General features: G+C 62.6%; 14 protein-coding genes and 2 pseudogenes. 11 read left to right on the forward strand and 5 right to left on the reverse strand.

Annotation, left to right across the window (positions count from 1 at the left end):
• The 5 genes and pseudogenes from AWB75_RS34675 to AWB75_RS34700 all read right to left on the reverse strand — a co-directional run.
• Positions 1-740: IS30 family transposase (locus AWB75_RS34675; protein ID WP_061127437.1), on the reverse strand; the 740-nt coding region annotated here is incomplete at its 3' end.
• 988 nt (positions 741-1728) lie between these two features.
• The gene (locus AWB75_RS39375; protein WP_061128476.1) at positions 1729-1986 is read right to left on the reverse strand and encodes an SDR family oxidoreductase; all 258 of its coding nucleotides are present in this window, start codon (positions 1984-1986) and stop codon (positions 1729-1731) included.
• 3 nt (positions 1987-1989) lie between these two features.
• Positions 1990-2223, reverse strand: a pseudogene (locus tag AWB75_RS39380) (SDR family oxidoreductase); the annotation flags it as partial.
• 938 nt (positions 2224-3161) lie between these two features.
• Positions 3162-4016, reverse strand: coding sequence for a hypothetical protein (locus AWB75_RS34690; protein ID WP_143746643.1), 855 nt, complete (start codon positions 4014-4016; stop codon positions 3162-3164).
• A gap of 1042 nt (positions 4017-5058) precedes the next feature.
• On the reverse strand, positions 5059-6450 hold the full coding sequence (locus AWB75_RS34700; RefSeq protein ID WP_061128479.1) for an aminotransferase-like domain-containing protein: 1392 nt from the start codon (positions 6448-6450) through the stop codon (positions 5059-5061).
• 85 nt (positions 6451-6535) lie between these two features.
• On the opposite strand from AWB75_RS34700, the gene AWB75_RS34705 reads away from it, so the two are divergent.
• The 11 genes and pseudogenes from AWB75_RS34705 to AWB75_RS34755 form a co-directional block, all read left to right on the forward strand.
• Positions 6536-6772, forward strand: a complete 237-nt coding sequence (locus tag AWB75_RS34705) for a hypothetical protein (protein WP_061128480.1) — start codon at positions 6536-6538, stop codon at positions 6770-6772.
• Positions 6773-6851: 79 nt separating this feature from the next.
• Positions 6852-7334, forward strand: coding sequence for an MSMEG_0572/Sll0783 family nitrogen starvation response protein (locus AWB75_RS34710; RefSeq protein ID WP_061119141.1), 483 nt, complete (start codon positions 6852-6854; stop codon positions 7332-7334).
• 5 nt (positions 7335-7339) lie between these two features.
• Positions 7340-8347 (forward strand): Nit6803 family nitrilase, encoded by a 1008-nt coding sequence (locus AWB75_RS34715; RefSeq protein WP_033535685.1) that lies wholly within the window; start codon positions 7340-7342, stop codon positions 8345-8347.
• A complete protein-coding gene (locus tag AWB75_RS34720) occupies positions 8340-9410 on the forward strand; it encodes an MSMEG_0568 family radical SAM protein (protein ID WP_061128481.1) in 1071 nt (356 codons plus the stop codon). The genes AWB75_RS34715 and AWB75_RS34720 overlap by 8 nt, the downstream gene beginning before the upstream one ends.
• A gap of 1 nt (position 9411) precedes the next feature.
• Entirely contained in the window at positions 9412-9972 is a 561-nt protein-coding gene (locus AWB75_RS34725) for an MSMEG_0567/Sll0786 family nitrogen starvation N-acetyltransferase (RefSeq protein ID WP_061128482.1), read from the forward strand.
• A complete protein-coding gene (locus tag AWB75_RS34730; protein ID WP_061128483.1) occupies positions 9969-10928 on the forward strand; it encodes a sll0787 family AIR synthase-like protein in 960 nt (319 codons plus the stop codon). Before AWB75_RS34725 ends, AWB75_RS34730 begins: the two co-directional genes overlap by 4 nt.
• A 22-nt stretch (positions 10929-10950) precedes the next feature.
• A complete protein-coding gene (locus AWB75_RS34735; RefSeq protein ID WP_061128484.1) occupies positions 10951-11235 on the forward strand; it encodes an MSMEG_0570 family nitrogen starvation response protein in 285 nt (94 codons plus the stop codon).
• Between the two features lie 32 nt (positions 11236-11267).
• A complete protein-coding gene (locus AWB75_RS34740) occupies positions 11268-12557 on the forward strand; it encodes an MSMEG_0569 family flavin-dependent oxidoreductase (RefSeq protein WP_061128485.1) in 1290 nt (429 codons plus the stop codon).
• A 9-nt stretch (positions 12558-12566) separates the two neighbouring features.
• Positions 12567-13391: a Pnap_2097 family protein gene (locus AWB75_RS34745; RefSeq protein WP_061128486.1), complete on the forward strand. Its 825-nt coding sequence runs from the start codon at positions 12567-12569 to the stop codon at positions 13389-13391.
• A complete protein-coding gene (scpA, locus tag AWB75_RS34750) occupies positions 13388-15499 on the forward strand; it encodes a methylmalonyl-CoA mutase (protein ID WP_087087166.1) in 2112 nt (703 codons plus the stop codon). Before AWB75_RS34745 ends, scpA begins: the two co-directional genes overlap by 4 nt.
• Positions 15500-15748: 249 nt before the next feature.
• Positions 15749-16224, forward strand: a pseudogene (locus tag AWB75_RS34755) (IS5 family transposase); the annotation flags it as partial.
• Between the last annotated feature and the right edge of the window lie 81 nt (positions 16225-16305).

The raw sequence follows: 16305 nt of genomic DNA on the forward strand, positions 1-16305 counted from the left end.
TTGCCCTGGTCGTACGTAAAGCTCTGGCGCAGGGGTTCGGGAATCGAATTGAGTTTGGCCGAGAAGCCCGCCAGAGCAGAGGCGGCGGTTGCGTCCTGCATCTTGGCAAGCAGCACCAGGCGGCTGGTGCGCTCGACGAGCACGCCAACAGAGGATTGATTTCCGGCGCCCTTGATAAAGTCGCCTTCCCAATGACCGGGCAGCAGGCGGTCTTCGATTTCGGGCGGGCGCACGTGGATACTGACCATGTCGGGAATCTGCCCGCGTCGGTCTGTACCGCGCGTGCGGGACATACGGGTGCTGTGGCCGTGGCGCAGGCAGGCAATCAACTGGCGGCGCAATTCGCCGCGCGGCTGAGCGTAGATAGCCGTGTAGATGGTTTCATGCGATACGTGCTGGGTCGGATCGGTCGGATACATGCGCCTAAGTGTGCCCGATATCTGCTGGGGCGACCACTTCCACTCGAGCAGGGTGAGCACGACTCGCCAGCAAACGCTTTGCGGGCAAAGCTTGGCGGGGCGGCGACCAGCGCTACGGCGGGAGGCGCACAGCGCTTGAGCAGGCACTGATGCGTAGCCAGCAGGAGAACTGTTCCGTGTCAGTTCACGGCTCACGGTGGACGGCGAGCGCCCGAGCATTCGGGCCATGGCCCGAATGCTCACATCCTGCAGTCGTAGGCTTGCGATGGCGAGGCGTTCTTCAGGTTGAAGGTGCTGGTATGAAGTAGTTTTGTCGGGCATTGCAACACCTTATACGAGATAGGTGTTGCACCTCGCTTTTGAGGCCGCCCTCTATTGCTCATTCGAAGTTCCCTGGTAAAACCATCACACTGGTCACTTGCATTGATGCGCTCATTGGCGGGCAGCGCACGAGAGTTCCGTTGCGCTATTTCCGGCAGCACGAGTCGAAGCCGTCCGAGAACGCGGCAACACCGCCAGATCCAACCTTAGATCAGGCATAGGAGCGAATAAGATCCAGCGTGGCGCTGGCGAATGAAGCGACGGACCTGCCCCATGCTCTTCGGCTAAATCCACCAAGCCTCCTTTTTTCGCAGTTGTGGACCAACCGCATTGACGGTCTGAACCCGGTTCAGGTTGTCGCCGGCTGGTCGAGCGGAGTGGCGCGCGAAGCGCCAGCATTGCGAAGGTGGGGCGGACAGAATGATAGAAAGTCGTCTCCCTGCTTATTCGGCTAATGGCCATCTTGTAGAGCTAAGTTTGCTCCGTGGTCCGCGTTGCGTACAGTTGATTATTCTTCTTTTTGCGTAAGCTATGCTAACCACGAACGGATTCAGTGTCAGCAAATCTCCTTTTAAATCCGCGGAAACCCGATGAGGCTTAGAGTGGTTAACCCTTAGGACAGTACTGCCTCGCCGGCAGCCGCGGCTCAGGCACCTCGGCGACAGTTCAAGTTCAAAAAGGCCGCTCGCCGTTGCGACAAGGGCTGGTGGACATCCCGCCATCAAGATGGACGCGTCGAACTGACGGACGAGTCAGTTTTCCCCAGGCAGGGGTTGCCTGACGCATCCGAGGGAGATCAGCCAGCGCGACGACTTGCGAGATACACGAACAGGCATCCCGAGGTTGCCCACTGACCGAAGCTGGACTTGGAACACAGTTTTGTCGAGCACTACACGGACAGGTGTAGGCGCATCGTCCCGAGCAACACGTCCATGACCCAGGGCCCTTGGCTAGCGGTTTTGTCAAGGGACCGGACCATGCGCCATGACTAGCCTTGCTGCCGTGTCGGCCGAAAGAGGATCTCATCCACATCAACATCGTCTGGTTGACTGATTGCGAAGGCGACCATCCTTGCGAACGAATCTGCGGGAATGGCCATCGACGAAGCCTTCCGGATTTCCTCCAGCACGTTCGGTTCGCTAGTCGACTCGAGAAGCTCAGTCGCAACTGCACCCGGTGAAATGATGGTCGTGCGGATGTCGTATGGCTTGACTTCTTGACGAATCCCTTCCGATATTGCTCGCACCGCCTACTTCGTTCTGCAGTACACGGTTCCGGTCCGAAACCAAGTATGGCCTGCGACTGACGCGACGTTAATGATGTGACTGCTCTTCTGCTTGTGCATGTGCGACAAGGCGGCCGCAATGCTATACAGGACACCCTTGATGTTGACGTCGATCATTCGATCCCACTCGTCGATCTTGTAACGGTCGATCGGCGACAACGGCATCACCCCGGCGTTATTCAACATCACATCAATCCGGCCGAACTTTTGCTATAGCGTAGCGTGGTCGACCAAACGACGTACCTGCGCAGCGTCCGTCACGTCCGTCGGAACCGCCAGGACCTGCCCTCCATTCATTTCCGAAAGCTCGTGAGCTAGCGCCTCAATACGTTCTTTTCTGGCCTAGCCGTCGCAATGCCCCTCGTCGTGACACATTGGGAAGCAAGTCCTTAGCACGGGGTGTCAGCCACCGCTTGAGCGAGTCCCGGAGGCGACCGTCGTTTCGAACGTCGAGATGCCAACAACCGCGCGTGCGTTCCTGGCCGACGGCACTCGCTAGGTCGTCGATGCAAGCTTTGCTGCGCGTGGCGCGCTTTGAACAGCCAGTTGAACATCGACGTCGATCGAACCGTTGAACGCTGCTATCAAGATAACTACCCATCTCCTAATAGCTGCATTTTGGCGCTGAACTGGCGCGCATACAAACGCGTCCGCGCGCGCGCAGGATCCCGCCTCGTATGCGGGGTCCCGATCGGCACGAAGTTTCCAATTTTTCAAGCGCCGACGTCCTCGCTCCCGCAGATAGTCGGGCGATGGGAATGCGCAAATTCGATGGAGCGAGACGGCGCGCGATCAACCGCGTGTCGCCGGGTTCGCCGACTCGAATGGCCGCGTCCACGCCCTCCTCGATCAGGTGGACGTAGCGATCGCTCAGGCGCACCTCGACGGTCACTTTCGTATGCTGTCGGAGAACGCCGGCAATGGGGCGCGAGGATGATGTTCACGCCGATGGGCAACGGCGCGGTCAACTTGAGCGTTCCGGCCGGCTCCGCGCGTGCGGCGGCGACGCCTTCCTCGATACCTTCCGCCTCGCGCAATGAACTCTGCGCGCGCTCCAGAAGATCCGTCAGCGTCCGCGAGCGCGTAGTCCGGATGAACAGCCTGAGTCCGAAGTACTGTTCCTGCCGCAGGATGCTCTACTGCATCGAGCGCGCGACGAGTCCCTTCGCTTCGTTGCTGCTCGAATCGATCGACAGCGCAGTGTTGGCATTCTGCCAGGCACACATGGCACGCTCCTGCACAACGCAACTGCGTGCCGCCTTCAAGGCCGCGTTGCGAGCCCTCTCCCGTGACAGTAAATCCTGCTTGAGCCGAAGGGCCTCGCGATTGTCTGGCTGCAACGAAAGCGCCCAAAAAATGCCGGACCGCGCCAGTTGCAGATTGTTTTTTCCGAGACTGTCGTGCGCTCGCGCGAGCGCAAGCGGTATCAACTTTTGATTCTTGTCGGCGGATGCCTTGTCACTTGGCGGCGGCGCCTCCGAGCTGGGGGCAATCGTCGGGACCTGCGGCACGGTCGGGGCCTGCGCGGGCTGATTCAAGTCGTTCGACGTTACCATGCCCCGCGCAGCGATCGATGTAGTCAGCTCTTCGCGCGTGTCATGATTCTGAGTCCAGTACAGGAGCGCCGATCCGCCGATGAGCACGAAGGCCACCGCGAGCGTCAGCAGTGCCCCGTTTTTCATGCGCCGACGACCGGGATCCCGGCACGGTGGCGGACGGACCTCGTCGTCGGGATAAACGGCGTCGTTCGATGCGAACGACGATGCATCCTGGCGCGGCCACATCGGGTGGTTAGGCGGAACATCGACACGCCCGTTCGCTGCGCCGAGCGCTGCCGCTCCGATGTTCCTCGCGGCGGGTACACTGTCGCCAAACACAAACCGCGCAGGCGCACCGCAACGAGGACATGACGAATTCGGCCGCAGCACCTTGCCACCGCAGCGTGCGCATGTACCTGTGACAATCGCGGCACGAACGTCCTGTTCGTCCATCTAAACTCTTCTCCTTGTGAAGTGCGAACGAAACATCGGACCGGAAAAGTGCTTGATGCGACTGGCACGACGGGCACAGGTGGCCGTTCGTTCGATATGGTAGCGCTGTCTTCGTCGCGATACGAGGTCAGACTATCGCTGTTAGTTTAACATCGGGCCGCTCGGGCGCGTCGTCACGCCATCGACATGGGATATTAGCGATAACGCGAGTGGGTGCCTTAATATCGGTATCCTGATTATTTACCGAGGGCCGAGAAAGGTCCGTGATCGACAGTTTAATCGAGCGCGTCGAAGAAGAAGTCGAATGAACGCAGGATCGATTCGGCGATCAGCCGAGCGATGCCCGCGTAGTTGTTGCTCACGCAAGCGTCGTCCAGCGAATCGCAATAGGCTACACGTTCCTCATTGCGGATAACAGCCAGGTGGGCGCCCTCGCATCAAGCGTCCAATCGAGCCTCGGCCTTTGCTGCAGCGATGCGAGGGGCTGGCGGGGAAAGCGGACGTGTCGCGGCCAGTTGTGCCTCGTCGGCGTCGATTGCTTCCAGCATGCGTTAAGGACGATTAAATGGTTCTGATCTCATATCGGCGGCGTAGCGTGGCTGGGGGGTGTGAACTGGCTTTGAATTAACGTCAATCTGGAATAGATTTGGAAATGATGGGGGCGGCGGTGCTTGACGGATGGCCGAAGCCTGCCTCGTCAGCAGTGCGGACACATTGGGTTGTGGCGGCGCTTGGGTGTAGCGTGTTCTGCGTCAGCATGATGGCGCGTTGGCGGGTGTGTGCGACCGTGCTCGTGGATAAGCGATTCTGGGATCGGTGAATTCGCCGCATCGACCGTCAACTGTCAATTGGTCTTCCATGCCGTCAACAGGGAGTTTTAGGAGGCGTCGGACGGTCGGTGTCCGCGGCATCTCTGCCGCTCCTCGGCCTACTCGGACAGTCGATCCACTCTTCCGGGAGTCTGCTCGTTACTCGATATGCCGGCGTTACGCGACCGGCGCTTGACGATACGGCGCGGTCCGGTACGATCTGGGGCAACGCTTCAAAGCATCGGCATATGCAGATGATGCGGACCGGCCATCATGTCCGCCACACGTCTTAGCGCTTCGCGGCAATCTTCGCGATCCTGCGGCCCGCCGAGACACAGGCGCAGCGCATTCGGCGGATTGCCATCGGTAGAGAACGCGGCGCCGGCCACCGCGCCGACGCCTTGATTGCGCAACTGCAAGGCAAGTTCCGGCGCGCTCCAGTCGGACATCGAAGGCACGGGCAGCCAGAGGTGAAACCCTTGCGGATCTGCGTCGAAGGCGAGACCTCGAAGCTCCGCCGACGCGATGGCCTGTCTGGCCGCCGCTTCATCCCGAATGGAATCGAGCACGTCGGTGGCGGTGCCATCGTTTATCCATTGCGTTGCGAGCAGCACGGTGAACGGACTCGGCATGACCGACGTCGCCCGCAACGCTCCCGCGATGCGCTGAGTCTGCCGCGAAGTCGGCGCCTTCAGATACGCGACACGCAACCCCGCGCCGAGCGTCTTTGATAAGCCCGTCACGTGATACGTCAGTTCGGGCGCAAGTTCGGCAAGCGTGGCGGGTGCATCGGAAGGCAACATCCCATAAGACTCGTCCTCGATGATCGGCACGTTGTAACGCAGGGCCACATCCGCCAGCGCTTCGCGCCGCTGCCGTGTCAACGTCAACGTGCTCGGATTCTGCAAGGTCGGATTGCAATAGAAGCCGCCGGGCTTTTCCGTTCGACACAATGCTTCGAACGCATGTGGCAGCGGCCCTTCGTCGTCGCGCGGCACAGCTTGCAGACGCACGCCCAGTTGTGATGCGATCGCCTTGATCCCCGGATAAGCGAGCGAATCCAGACAGATCATTTCGCCGGGCCGCGCAAGCTGCGAAACCAGCCCGACCAGCCCGCCATGAATGCCGGGACAGACGAGCACGGTATCGACATCGACATCGGGAATGCGCGCCTTGAGCCACTCGCGTCCCGCGACACGATCGGCCGCCGTGCCGCCGAAATCCTGATAGCGCAGCAACTGAAACGGATCGGCGCGCTCCATCAGACTCGCCGCCGATGCACGCAGCCGCGCCGCGAGCGCGGGCGGTTCGGGGGGCATGTTCATCGACATCTCGACACTGCTGCCACCCGCGAGCGGCAACGTTTGCGTTCTGCCGCGCACGAACGTGCCGCTGCCCGCGCGTGAATCGAGCAGGCCGCGTTTGCGCGCTTCCGCATACGCGCGCGCGACGGTCGTGTAGTTCAGCCCGAGCAGATCGGCGAGGTCGCGCAGCCCGGGCAGCCGGTCTCTCGGACGAAGCCGGCCGCTCGCGAGATCCTCCTCGATCAGATCGGGAATCGTCAGATAGGCGGGCTTTCTGCTGTCTTCGAGCTTCCTGACCCAGTGATGCGCAAGCTGATTCATGACCGCGATGTCTCCGGCAGGGGTTCGAATGAGCTTAGCATGACAAAACAGTCGATCGAAAAGAGATCGCATCCCCTGATCGCACTTGATCGCATTGATCGCATCGATGCACGGCTTCGGTATGCCGCGCACCACGCTCACCCTTTTCTGCGCTGAAATCGTGCGCGCGCTGTGTGGGCATGAGCGAGGCGGCGCGGTGCGAAGGCCCGTGAACCAAGGCTTCCGCAAAAATATTTCGGTTCGCGCATGCAAGATTGCTTTGCTTGATTGCAAAGTGATTGCATTTCGCGGGCCAATCATTGGCATATCCGTTGCGTTTTAGCGTTCGCCGTCGCGAGGAATGCGATCGATCACGATCGAGAGCGATGGCTCGTTAGCGAACCCACACATCGGAGAATGCCATGCCCGCAGTCAATCAACCGCTTCACAAGAACGGCGACTTTCTGGTCGATTACGAAGAGAAAGTCTTCGAAGATGTGAAGGCCGAACCCGGCGAAAAGGCGCTCGTCACGTTTCATACGGTTGCATTCGAAGGCTCGATCGGATTCGTGAATCTGCTGCAGGCCACGCGCCTGCAACGCAAGGGCTTCGATACATCGGTTCTGCTTTACGGCCCGGGCGTCACGCTCGGTCTGCAACGCGGCTTTCCCACGCTCGGCGACGAAGCCTTCCCCGGCCATCTCAACTTCAACAAGCAACTGCAAAAGTTCATGGCCGAAGGCGGCAAGGTGTACGCGTGCCGCTTCGCATTGCAGGCGCTGTACGGACACGGCGAGGCCTCGCTGATCGAAGGCATTCGTCCGATCAACCCGCTCGACGTGCTTGATCTCCAGCTGCTTCATCGCAAGGAGAACGCGCTCGTCATCCATACCTGGACCGTGTGACGATCATGGCCGATGCCCTTTCGAAAAAGCGCATCGTGCGCGCCGCGGCCGTGCAGATCACGCCGGATTTCGAGCGCCCGAACGGCACGCTCGACCGCGTCTGCACGGCTATCGACGAAGCTGCGGCGCAGGGTGTGCAACTCATCGTGTTCCCCGAGACGTTCGTGCCGTATTACCCGTATTTCTCGTTCGTGCGCGCGCCGGTGGCATCAGGCGCGGATCACATGAAGCTCTACGAGGAAGCGGTCGTGGTGCCGGGTCCGGTCACGCAGGCAGTGGCCGAACACGCGCGCCTCGCGAACATGGTCGTCGTGCTCGGCGTGAACGAGCGCGATCACGGCAGCCTTTACAACACGCAGCTCATCTTCGATACCGACGGCAAGCTGCTGCTCAAGCGCCGCAAGATCACGCCGACGTTTCATGAACGCATGATCTGGGGACAAGGCGACGCAGCGGGTCTCAAGGTCGTCGAAACGGGCGTGGGGCGCGTGGGTGCGCTCGCGTGCTGGGAGCACTACAACCCGCTCGCGCGCTATGCGCTCATGACGCAGCACGAAGAGATCCACTGCAGCCAGTTTCCCGGCTCGCTCGTCGGTCCGATCTTCGCGGAGCAGATCGAAGTGACGATCCGTCATCATGCGCTCGAATCGGGCTGCTTCGTCGTCAACGCGACAGGCTGGCTGACCGATGCGCAGATCGAAGCGGTCACGCCCGATCCGAATCTGCAACGCGCGCTGCGCGGCGGCTGCAATACGGCGATCGTCTCGCCCGAAGGTCAGCATCTCGCCGAGCCGTTGCGCGAAGGCGAAGGCATGGTCATCGCCGATCTCGACATGGCGCTCATCACGAAGCGCAAACGCATGATGGACTCGGTCGGTCATTACGCACGGCCCGAGTTGCTCAGCCTCGCGATCAACGATCGCCCGGCATCGCCCGTCACTTCCTTCAAGGACACCGAACACGATGAGCGCCCGAGAGAACCTGCCGGCATCGACACGGCAATTGATGACTGAGCTTCAGTCGACGGGCCTGCGGCTCGTCGATCCGCGCGCGGGCGTGTCGAGCCGGCGCGGCGGCGCGGGACCGTCGGATCACAAGGCGGTGACGGTCGATGGCGTGACCATCATGGTGCCCGTGCATACCAGCACCGCGTGGGAGTCGCCGTTCACCGCCGGTGAGCCCGATGCAAACGGCAAGAGCGCGCTGACGCGCAACGCGATCCCGATTGCGAGCATCAGCTTTCCGAAGGCGCCGCGCTTCTATGCGATGCAGACGCTCGACGGCGTGCCGTACTCGCACATCGCCACGTTGCACAGCGCCGACGTGCTCGCGACGACCGTGCTGCAAACGTGCATCCGCTACGAAAGCCGCCGCAAGTCGTGCAAGTTCTGCGCGATCGGCCAGTCGCTTGCGGCCGGCCGCACGATTGCGCGCAAGACGCCGGAGCAGCTCGCCGAAGTGGCGCGCGCCGCCGTGCTGCTCGATGGCGTCAAGCATATGGTGCTCACGACCGGTACGCCGCCGACGTCCGATCGCGGCGCGCAGATCCTCTGCGAAAGCGCGTTTGCGATCAAGGCGGCCGTCGATCTGCCGATTCAGGCGCAATGCGAGCCGCCCGACGACGACAGCTGGTTCGAGCGCATGAAGGCAAGCGGCATCGATACGCTCGGCATGCATCTCGAAGCGGTGACGCCATCCGTGCGCGAACGCATCATGCCGGGCAAGGCGACGGTGCCGGTCGCGCGTTATATGGAAGCCTTCGAGGCGGCGGTCGCCGTGTTCGGGCGCGGACAGGTGAGCACGTACATCCTCGCGGGCCTGGGCGACAGCGCGCAGGCCATCGTCGATACGGCGCGCGAACTCATCGCGCTCGGCGTGTATCCGTTCGTCGTGCCATTCGTGCCGATCAGCGGCACGCCGCTCGAAGATCATCCCGCGCCCACGCCCGAATTCATGCGCTCGGTGCTGGCGCCCATCGGCGCGATGCTTGCCGGAGCCAACCTGCGCTCCGCCGACATCAAGGCGGGCTGCGGCAAGTGCGGCGCGTGCTCGTCGCTTTCTTCGTACGAGGTGTGACATGTTCGTCGAAGCCACCGAGGGCGATGCATTGGATCTCGCCTATACGCCGGTCGAATATCGCGTCAAGTGGGCGACGCTGCCGTGGGAAGCGGATGAATCGTACAAGCTGCGCCGCGCGGTGTTCTGCATCGAGCAGGGCGTGTTCGTCGGCGACGATCGCGATGAGATCGACGAGCGCGCGCAACTGCTCGTTGCGCTGAGCTGCGTCGCGGGCATGCCGGAGCAGGTCGTCGGCACGGTACGCATCCACGAAACCCAGCCGGGCGTGTGGCTCGGCTCGCGGCTCGCGGTGCATGCGGCTTTTCGTTCGCACGGCAAGATCGGCTCGACGCTGATCCGGCTCGCGGTGTCGAGCGCACACGCGCTCGGATGCGAAACTTTTCTCGCACATGTGCAGGCGCAGAACGTGCCGCTTTTCCGACGGCTGCGCTGGGATACGCAACGGGAAGAAACGCTGTTCGGCCGCCCGCATCATCTGATGCGCGCGCAACTCGATGCGTACCCGCCGTGCGTCACGCCGCAAAGCGGTTTCGTCGCGTTGGCGCGGAGGCCGTCGTGAGCGCGCTCGCGGGCCTCGTCGAGCGCTTGCGTGAAAGTCGCGGCTTTCGTCACAAGAGCGATATCTCGGGCGTGCTGTCCCGGCTGCCCCAAGGTGCCCAAGCCGCGCCGAACGTGCCAATAGGCGACGACTGCGCCGCGATTCCCGATGGCGACAGTTATCTGCTCTTCGCGATCGAAGGCATGGTGAGCGACTTCGTGCGCGCGATGCCCTGGTTCGCCGGCTACAGCGGCGTGATGGTGAACGTGAGCGACATCTACGCGATGGGCGGCCGTCCGCTCGCCGTCGTCGATGCCTTGTGGAGCGGCGATGCGCAAGCCGCAGCCGATGTGCTCGCGGGCATGGCGGCGGCATCGGCGGTGTATGGCGTGCCGATCGTCGGCGGACACAGCAACGTGCGCAGCGACGGCGCGCAACTCGCGGTGGCGATCGTCGGACGGGCGAAGAAGCTTCTGACGAGCTTCGACGCGCGCCCCGGCGATGCGCTCGTGATGGCAGTCGACCTGCGTGGCCGCTTCGAGGATCCGTATCCGTTCTGGAATGCATCGGTCGGCGCGCCCGAAGGCCGTGCGCGCGGCGACTTCGAACTGTTGCCCGCGATGGCCGAAGACGGCCTGTGCGATGCCGCGAAGGACATCAGCATGGCGGGCGCGCTCGGCACCGCGCTGATGCTGCTCGAATGCTCGAAGGCGGGCGCGCGCATCGATCTCGATGCGTTGCCATGTCCCGAAGGCGTCGATTTCGAGCGCTGGCTCACGGCGTTTCCGAGCTTCGGCTTCGTGTTGTCCGTGCGTCCCGAACATGTCGATGAAGTGCTCGCGCGCTTTGCCTCGCGCGATCTCGCGAGCGCGGTAATCGGCGAAGTCAATGCATCGAGTGAGGTCGTGTTGAAGCGCGACGGCGATGCCGCGCTGCTATGGAATCTGCACGAGCAGCCATTCATATGCGCCCGATGAACCCAGCAACCGAGGCTACACCATGCCCGTCATGCACTTTCTGATTCGTTGGCCCGACGGCGTCGAAGCGAACTGCTATTCGCCTTCGACCGTGGTCGGCGAGTATTTCGCGGCCGGCGAAAGCTATACCGTCGTCGATTTTGTCGCGCGTTCGCGCAAGGCGCTGAACATCGGCTCCGAGCGCGTGCGTGAGAAATACGGTTTCGCATGCTCGGCCGCGCTCGATCAGCTCGCGCGCATCGAAGAGGACGCGGGGCGATTCAGCGAAGCACACGATGCGCGCGTGACCGTGCTCGCGCTCGATTGACTCATTGGATGAATTGTCGAAGAGGATTGGATATGTCGAACATCGATTCAGCGCAGAACGCGCCAGCGCATTACAGCGTTATCGTCATCGGCGGCGGACAGGCCGGGCTTTCGGTCAGCTACTTCCTGAAGCAGGCGAACATCGATCATCTCGTGCTGGAGAAGCACAGCGTCACGCACACGTGGCGCACGCAGCGCTGGGACACGTTCTGCCTCGTCACGCCCAACTGGCAATGCGCATTGCCGGGCCATCCGTATCAGGGCCCGGACCCGCATGGCTTCATGAGGAAAGACGAGATTATCGAGTATCTCGATGCGTTCATCGCCAAGGTCAATGCGCCGGTGCTCGAAGGCGCGGCGGTCACGCGCGTGACGCGCGACGCGCAAGGACGCTTCGCCGTGACGAGCACGCGCGGCGAGTTCACGGCGGATCAGATCGTGGTCGCATCGGGCGGCTATCACACGCCGATCGTGCCGCGCATGGCCGAACGCTTGCCTGCGGATATCGTGCAGGTGCAGTCGGCGGAATATCGGAACGCCGATGCGTTGCCGCCCGGCGCGGTGCTCGTCGTCGGGTGCGGTCAGTCGGGCGCGCAGATCGCGGAAGATCTGCATCTGTCGGGACGCAAGGTTCATCTCGCCGTCGGCGAGGCGCCGCGTTGCGCGCGTTTTTATCGCGGGCGCGATGTCGTCGACTGGCTCGCGGACATGCGCTATTACGACATGCCCGTGACCGATCATCCGCTGCGTGAAGGCGTGCGCGACAACACCAATCACTACGTCACGGGCCGCGATGGCGGACGCGATATCGATCTGCGCCGCTTCGCGCTCGAAGGCATGGAATTGTTCGGCCGGCTCGAAGATTTCCGCGACGGCAAGCTGCGTTTCGCGACCAACCTGCAAGCGAATCTCGACGACGCCGACGATACCTACAACCGCATCAACGCGAGCATCGATGGATTCATCGCGAAGCACGGCATCGATGCGCCGCCTGCCGCGCCTTATATACCCGTCTGGCAGCCGCACGAAGAGCGCGCGGAACTCGATCTGCAGGCGAGCGGCATCACGTCGATCGTCTGGTGCATCGGCTTCACGCCGGACTTCGCGTGGCTCGATGCGCCGGTGTTCAACGGGCGCGGATATCCGGCGCACATGCGCGGCGTGACGGCGGTGAAGGGGCTGTACTTCGTCGGCTTGCCGTGGCTGCACACGTGGGGCTCGGGCCGCTTCTCGGGCGTGGCGCGCGATGCGCAATATATCGTCGATGCCGTCTGCGCCGAGCGGTCGAACGCGCCGGAGCGCGTGTCGATCGCGTGCGCGTGAAGGTGCGTCATGCCTAATCACGATGATCTGTATCGCGCCGGCATGCCGCAGCTCAACTTCGCGGGACTCTCTGAGAACTGGCTGCTGAAGGAGTGCGGCGACCGGCATTGGGATGCGCTCGCGCGCGAAACGGCGAGCGACTTCATCTCCGACGAAGGCAGCCGCGCGTATGCCGCGTTCACGTCGATCCGCCTGCGCGCTCACGGCATTCACGATGTGCGCGAGAACGACACGCTGCGCATACGCACCGAACTGTCGCGCATCGGGCCGGTGCGGCATCTCAGCGAACATCGCGTGAATGGCGCGGACGCCACACAGGCAACGCTGTCGATGATGTCCACCTTCGTGCAGCGCACCGAAGCGCGCAACAATCGCTCGGTGGCGCGGGCGAGTTTTGCGAACCTCAAAGGTGAGATCGCGCCGATGAGTCCGATCATCGCCGGCATGCAGGAAGCCGCGCGCACGCTGCGCCTGCGCGAGAGCGCGGCGAGCATCGACGGAATTGCCCTGCACGATGCGAACCATGCGTCCGTCGAATTTCTGCCGTGTCCGTACAACGACTTCAACGGCGCGGATTTCCTGTACTTCGCGAGCTTTCAGGCATTCGTGGATCGGGCGGAATGGCAGATCTGGCGTCTTGCGGAGACACCCGCGCTGGTATCGCGCGAACTGCACTATCACGGCAACATCAACGTCGGGGACGCGCTGCGACTGACGTTTCGCCGCGCGTTCGTCGATGATGCGCGCATCGCGCACTGGTGCGAGATCGAGCGCACGAGCGACGCCCTGAAAATTGCCGATGTGTTGACGCACAAGACACGGAGACGCGCATGAACCGCGTGCCGCGCAAGCCGCTTTATACATCGGAGGATCTCGAAGGTCTCGCGCATCTCGATTCGATGCCCGGCGCCGCGCCGTTCGTGCGCGGACCGTATGCGTCGATGTACACCACCAGGCCGTGGACCATCCGCCAGTACGCGGGCTACGCGGACGCCGCCGATTCGAATCTCGCGTTTCGCCGTGCGCTCGAGCGCGGCGCGCAGGGATTGTCCGTCGCCTTCGATCTGCCGACGCAACTCGGCTACGATTCCACCGACGAAGAAGCACGCGCCGATGTCGGTCTTGCGGGCGTCGCGATCGATACCGTCGACGATATGGCGCGCCTCTTCGAAGGCATCGCGCTGGATCGCGTCTCCGTGTCGATGACGATGAACGGCGCCGTCCTGCCGGTCCTCGCGGCGTACATCGTCGCGGCGGACGAGCGCGGCATCGAGATGGAATCGCTCTCCGGCACCGTTCAGAACGACATCCTCAAGGAATTCATGGTCCGCAACACTTACGTGTTCGCGCCGGAACCATCGATGCGCATCGTCGCGGATGTCGCGCGCTTCGTGAACGAGCATATGCCGCGTTTCAAGGCGTTATCCGTGTCGGGCTATCACTTTCAGGAAGCGGGCGCGGATGCATCGCTGGAGCTTGCGCTGACGTTCGCGAATGCACGCGCGTATCTTCGCGCGATGCGCGCGCGTGGGCTGAGCGCCGATGCCGTCTGCGAACAACTGAGCTTTTTCTTCGGCGTCGGCACGGACTTCTTTACGGAGATCGCGAAGCTGCGCGCGGCGCGGCTCATCTGGTCGAGCATGGCCGAAGAAGAGGGCGCGACGTCGGCGAAGAGTCGCGCGCTGCGGATGCATTGCCAGACGTCGGGCTGGTCGCTCGGCGCGACGCGCACGCAGAACAATATTGTTCGCACGACCGTCGAAGCGATGGCGGCAGTGTTCGGCGGCACTCAATCGCTGCACGCGAATGCACATGACGAAGCGCTTGCATTGCCATCGGCATCCGCCGCGCAGCTCGCATGCGACACGCAACTGATTCTTCAGCACGAGATGGGGCTGTGCGATGTCGTCGATCCGTGGGCGGGTTCGTACATGATGGAATCGCTGACGGCGAGCGTGGCAGAGCGAGCGCGCGGGATCGTCGACGAGATCGACGCGCGCGGTGGTGCGCTCGAAGCTATTCGCACGGGCTGGGTTCAACGGCAGATTCAGGAGCGTGCGGCGGCGACGCAGGCGCGCATCGATTCGGGAATGTTGATGATCGTCGGCGCGAACGCGTTCATTGCCGACGATGCCGACGACGATGCGCCCGCCTGTCTCGCGATCGATGGCGAGCGCGTGCGCGTGCAGCAGGCGTGCAGAATCGCCGACGTGCTGCGTCGCCGCGACGAATCTCGCGTGCGCGCGGCGCTGGCCGCATTGACGTGCGCCGCGCGCGACAATGCCAGCAACCTGCTCGCGCTGACGATCGACTGCATGCGCGCCCGCGCGACCGTCGGTGAATGCACGCGCGCGCTCGAAGCCGTGTGGCCGCGTCATGATCCGGCATCGCCGAATACGACACGCGTGTATGGAGAATGTCGCCGCGACGACGACGCATGGCAGACGGCATGCACTCGCGTCGCGCAACTCCGCGAAACGCTCGGCCGAAAGCCGCGCATGCTGGTCGCGAAACTGGGACTCGACGGACACGATCGCGGCGCGAATGTCGTGGCGTCCGCGCTGGAAGATGCAGGCTTCGATGTGACGACGACGGGCTTGTTCGCATCGCCAATGCAAGCGGCACAACTCGCCGCCGAGCAGTCGCCCGATGTGATCGGTGTCTCGTCGCTGGCCGGTGCGCACCGCACGCTGGTGCCGCGATTGCTACGCGAACTTGCCGAGCGCGACGTGCGGGCGCCCCTCGTCGTCGGCGGCATCGTGCCCGACGACGACGCTTTGCATCTGCGGAAGCTAGGCGTCTCAGACATATTCACGGCCGGTTCGGCGATGCACCTCATCGTCGAGCGGCTGGCGAACGTGATTCGGGCAAAGCAAGCGGTCTCAGCGCACGCGCGGGCATCGGTGGCGCTGGGCTGTCATGCGAGCGCCGCCTTTCGATGAGCGCGATGTCCCGCTTGGAGAACGGGAAGACTCATGGCGTCCCTCCGAAGTTGACCGTGCTGCTCGTCGCATCACAATATAATTTCTGTTCTAAATCAGGAACATAGCGCTTGGCTGTGCGCGTTGCCTACACTCTTATCCACGTGGCTGTGGACAAGTGGGAGCGGCCTTCAAGGCTTTTCTAGAGCGTGTTAGGAACTTTTATAGTTGTTATAATTAGGATAACAAATTTAACTACAAGAGACGATGATAACGCGGGGAGCCTATCCGACTGATGTATCCGACGAAGAGTGGAGTTTCGTGGTGCCCTATCTGACACTGATGGACAGCAAAGCTCCGCAGCGGAAATACGAGTTGCGGGAAATGTTCAATGCGCTACGCTGGCTCGCGCGGGCCGGGGCGGCGTGGCGCATGCTGCCGACCAATTTCCCTCCGTGGGAACTCGTGTACCAGCAGACCCAGCGATGGCTGCAGGCCGGATGCTTTGAAGCGATGGTCAGTGACCTGCGTTCAATAGTGCGTGTCGCACAGGGTCGGCAGGAAGAGCCCAGTGCGGTTATCTTGGATGGGCGCACCCTGCAATCAACTTGCGAGACGGCGCACGCGCGGGCTATGACGGCTATAAACGTAAGCGCGGCAGCAAGGTGCACATGGCTGTTGATACCCTCGGCCAGCTGCTTGCGGTGCACGTAACTCCGGCCAAAGAACAGGAGCGTGCCCAGGTCGCCGTGAACCGCCCCGGCTTTGTCGGAGACTGCCGAGTTTGGCGCTACGCCGCGCGAGCGGAGAGCACCAGATTCCGATTG

The sequence above is a fragment of the Caballeronia catudaia genome (assembly GCF_001544755.2).
Taxonomy (GTDB): Bacteria; Pseudomonadota; Gammaproteobacteria; order Burkholderiales; family Burkholderiaceae; genus Caballeronia; species Caballeronia catudaia.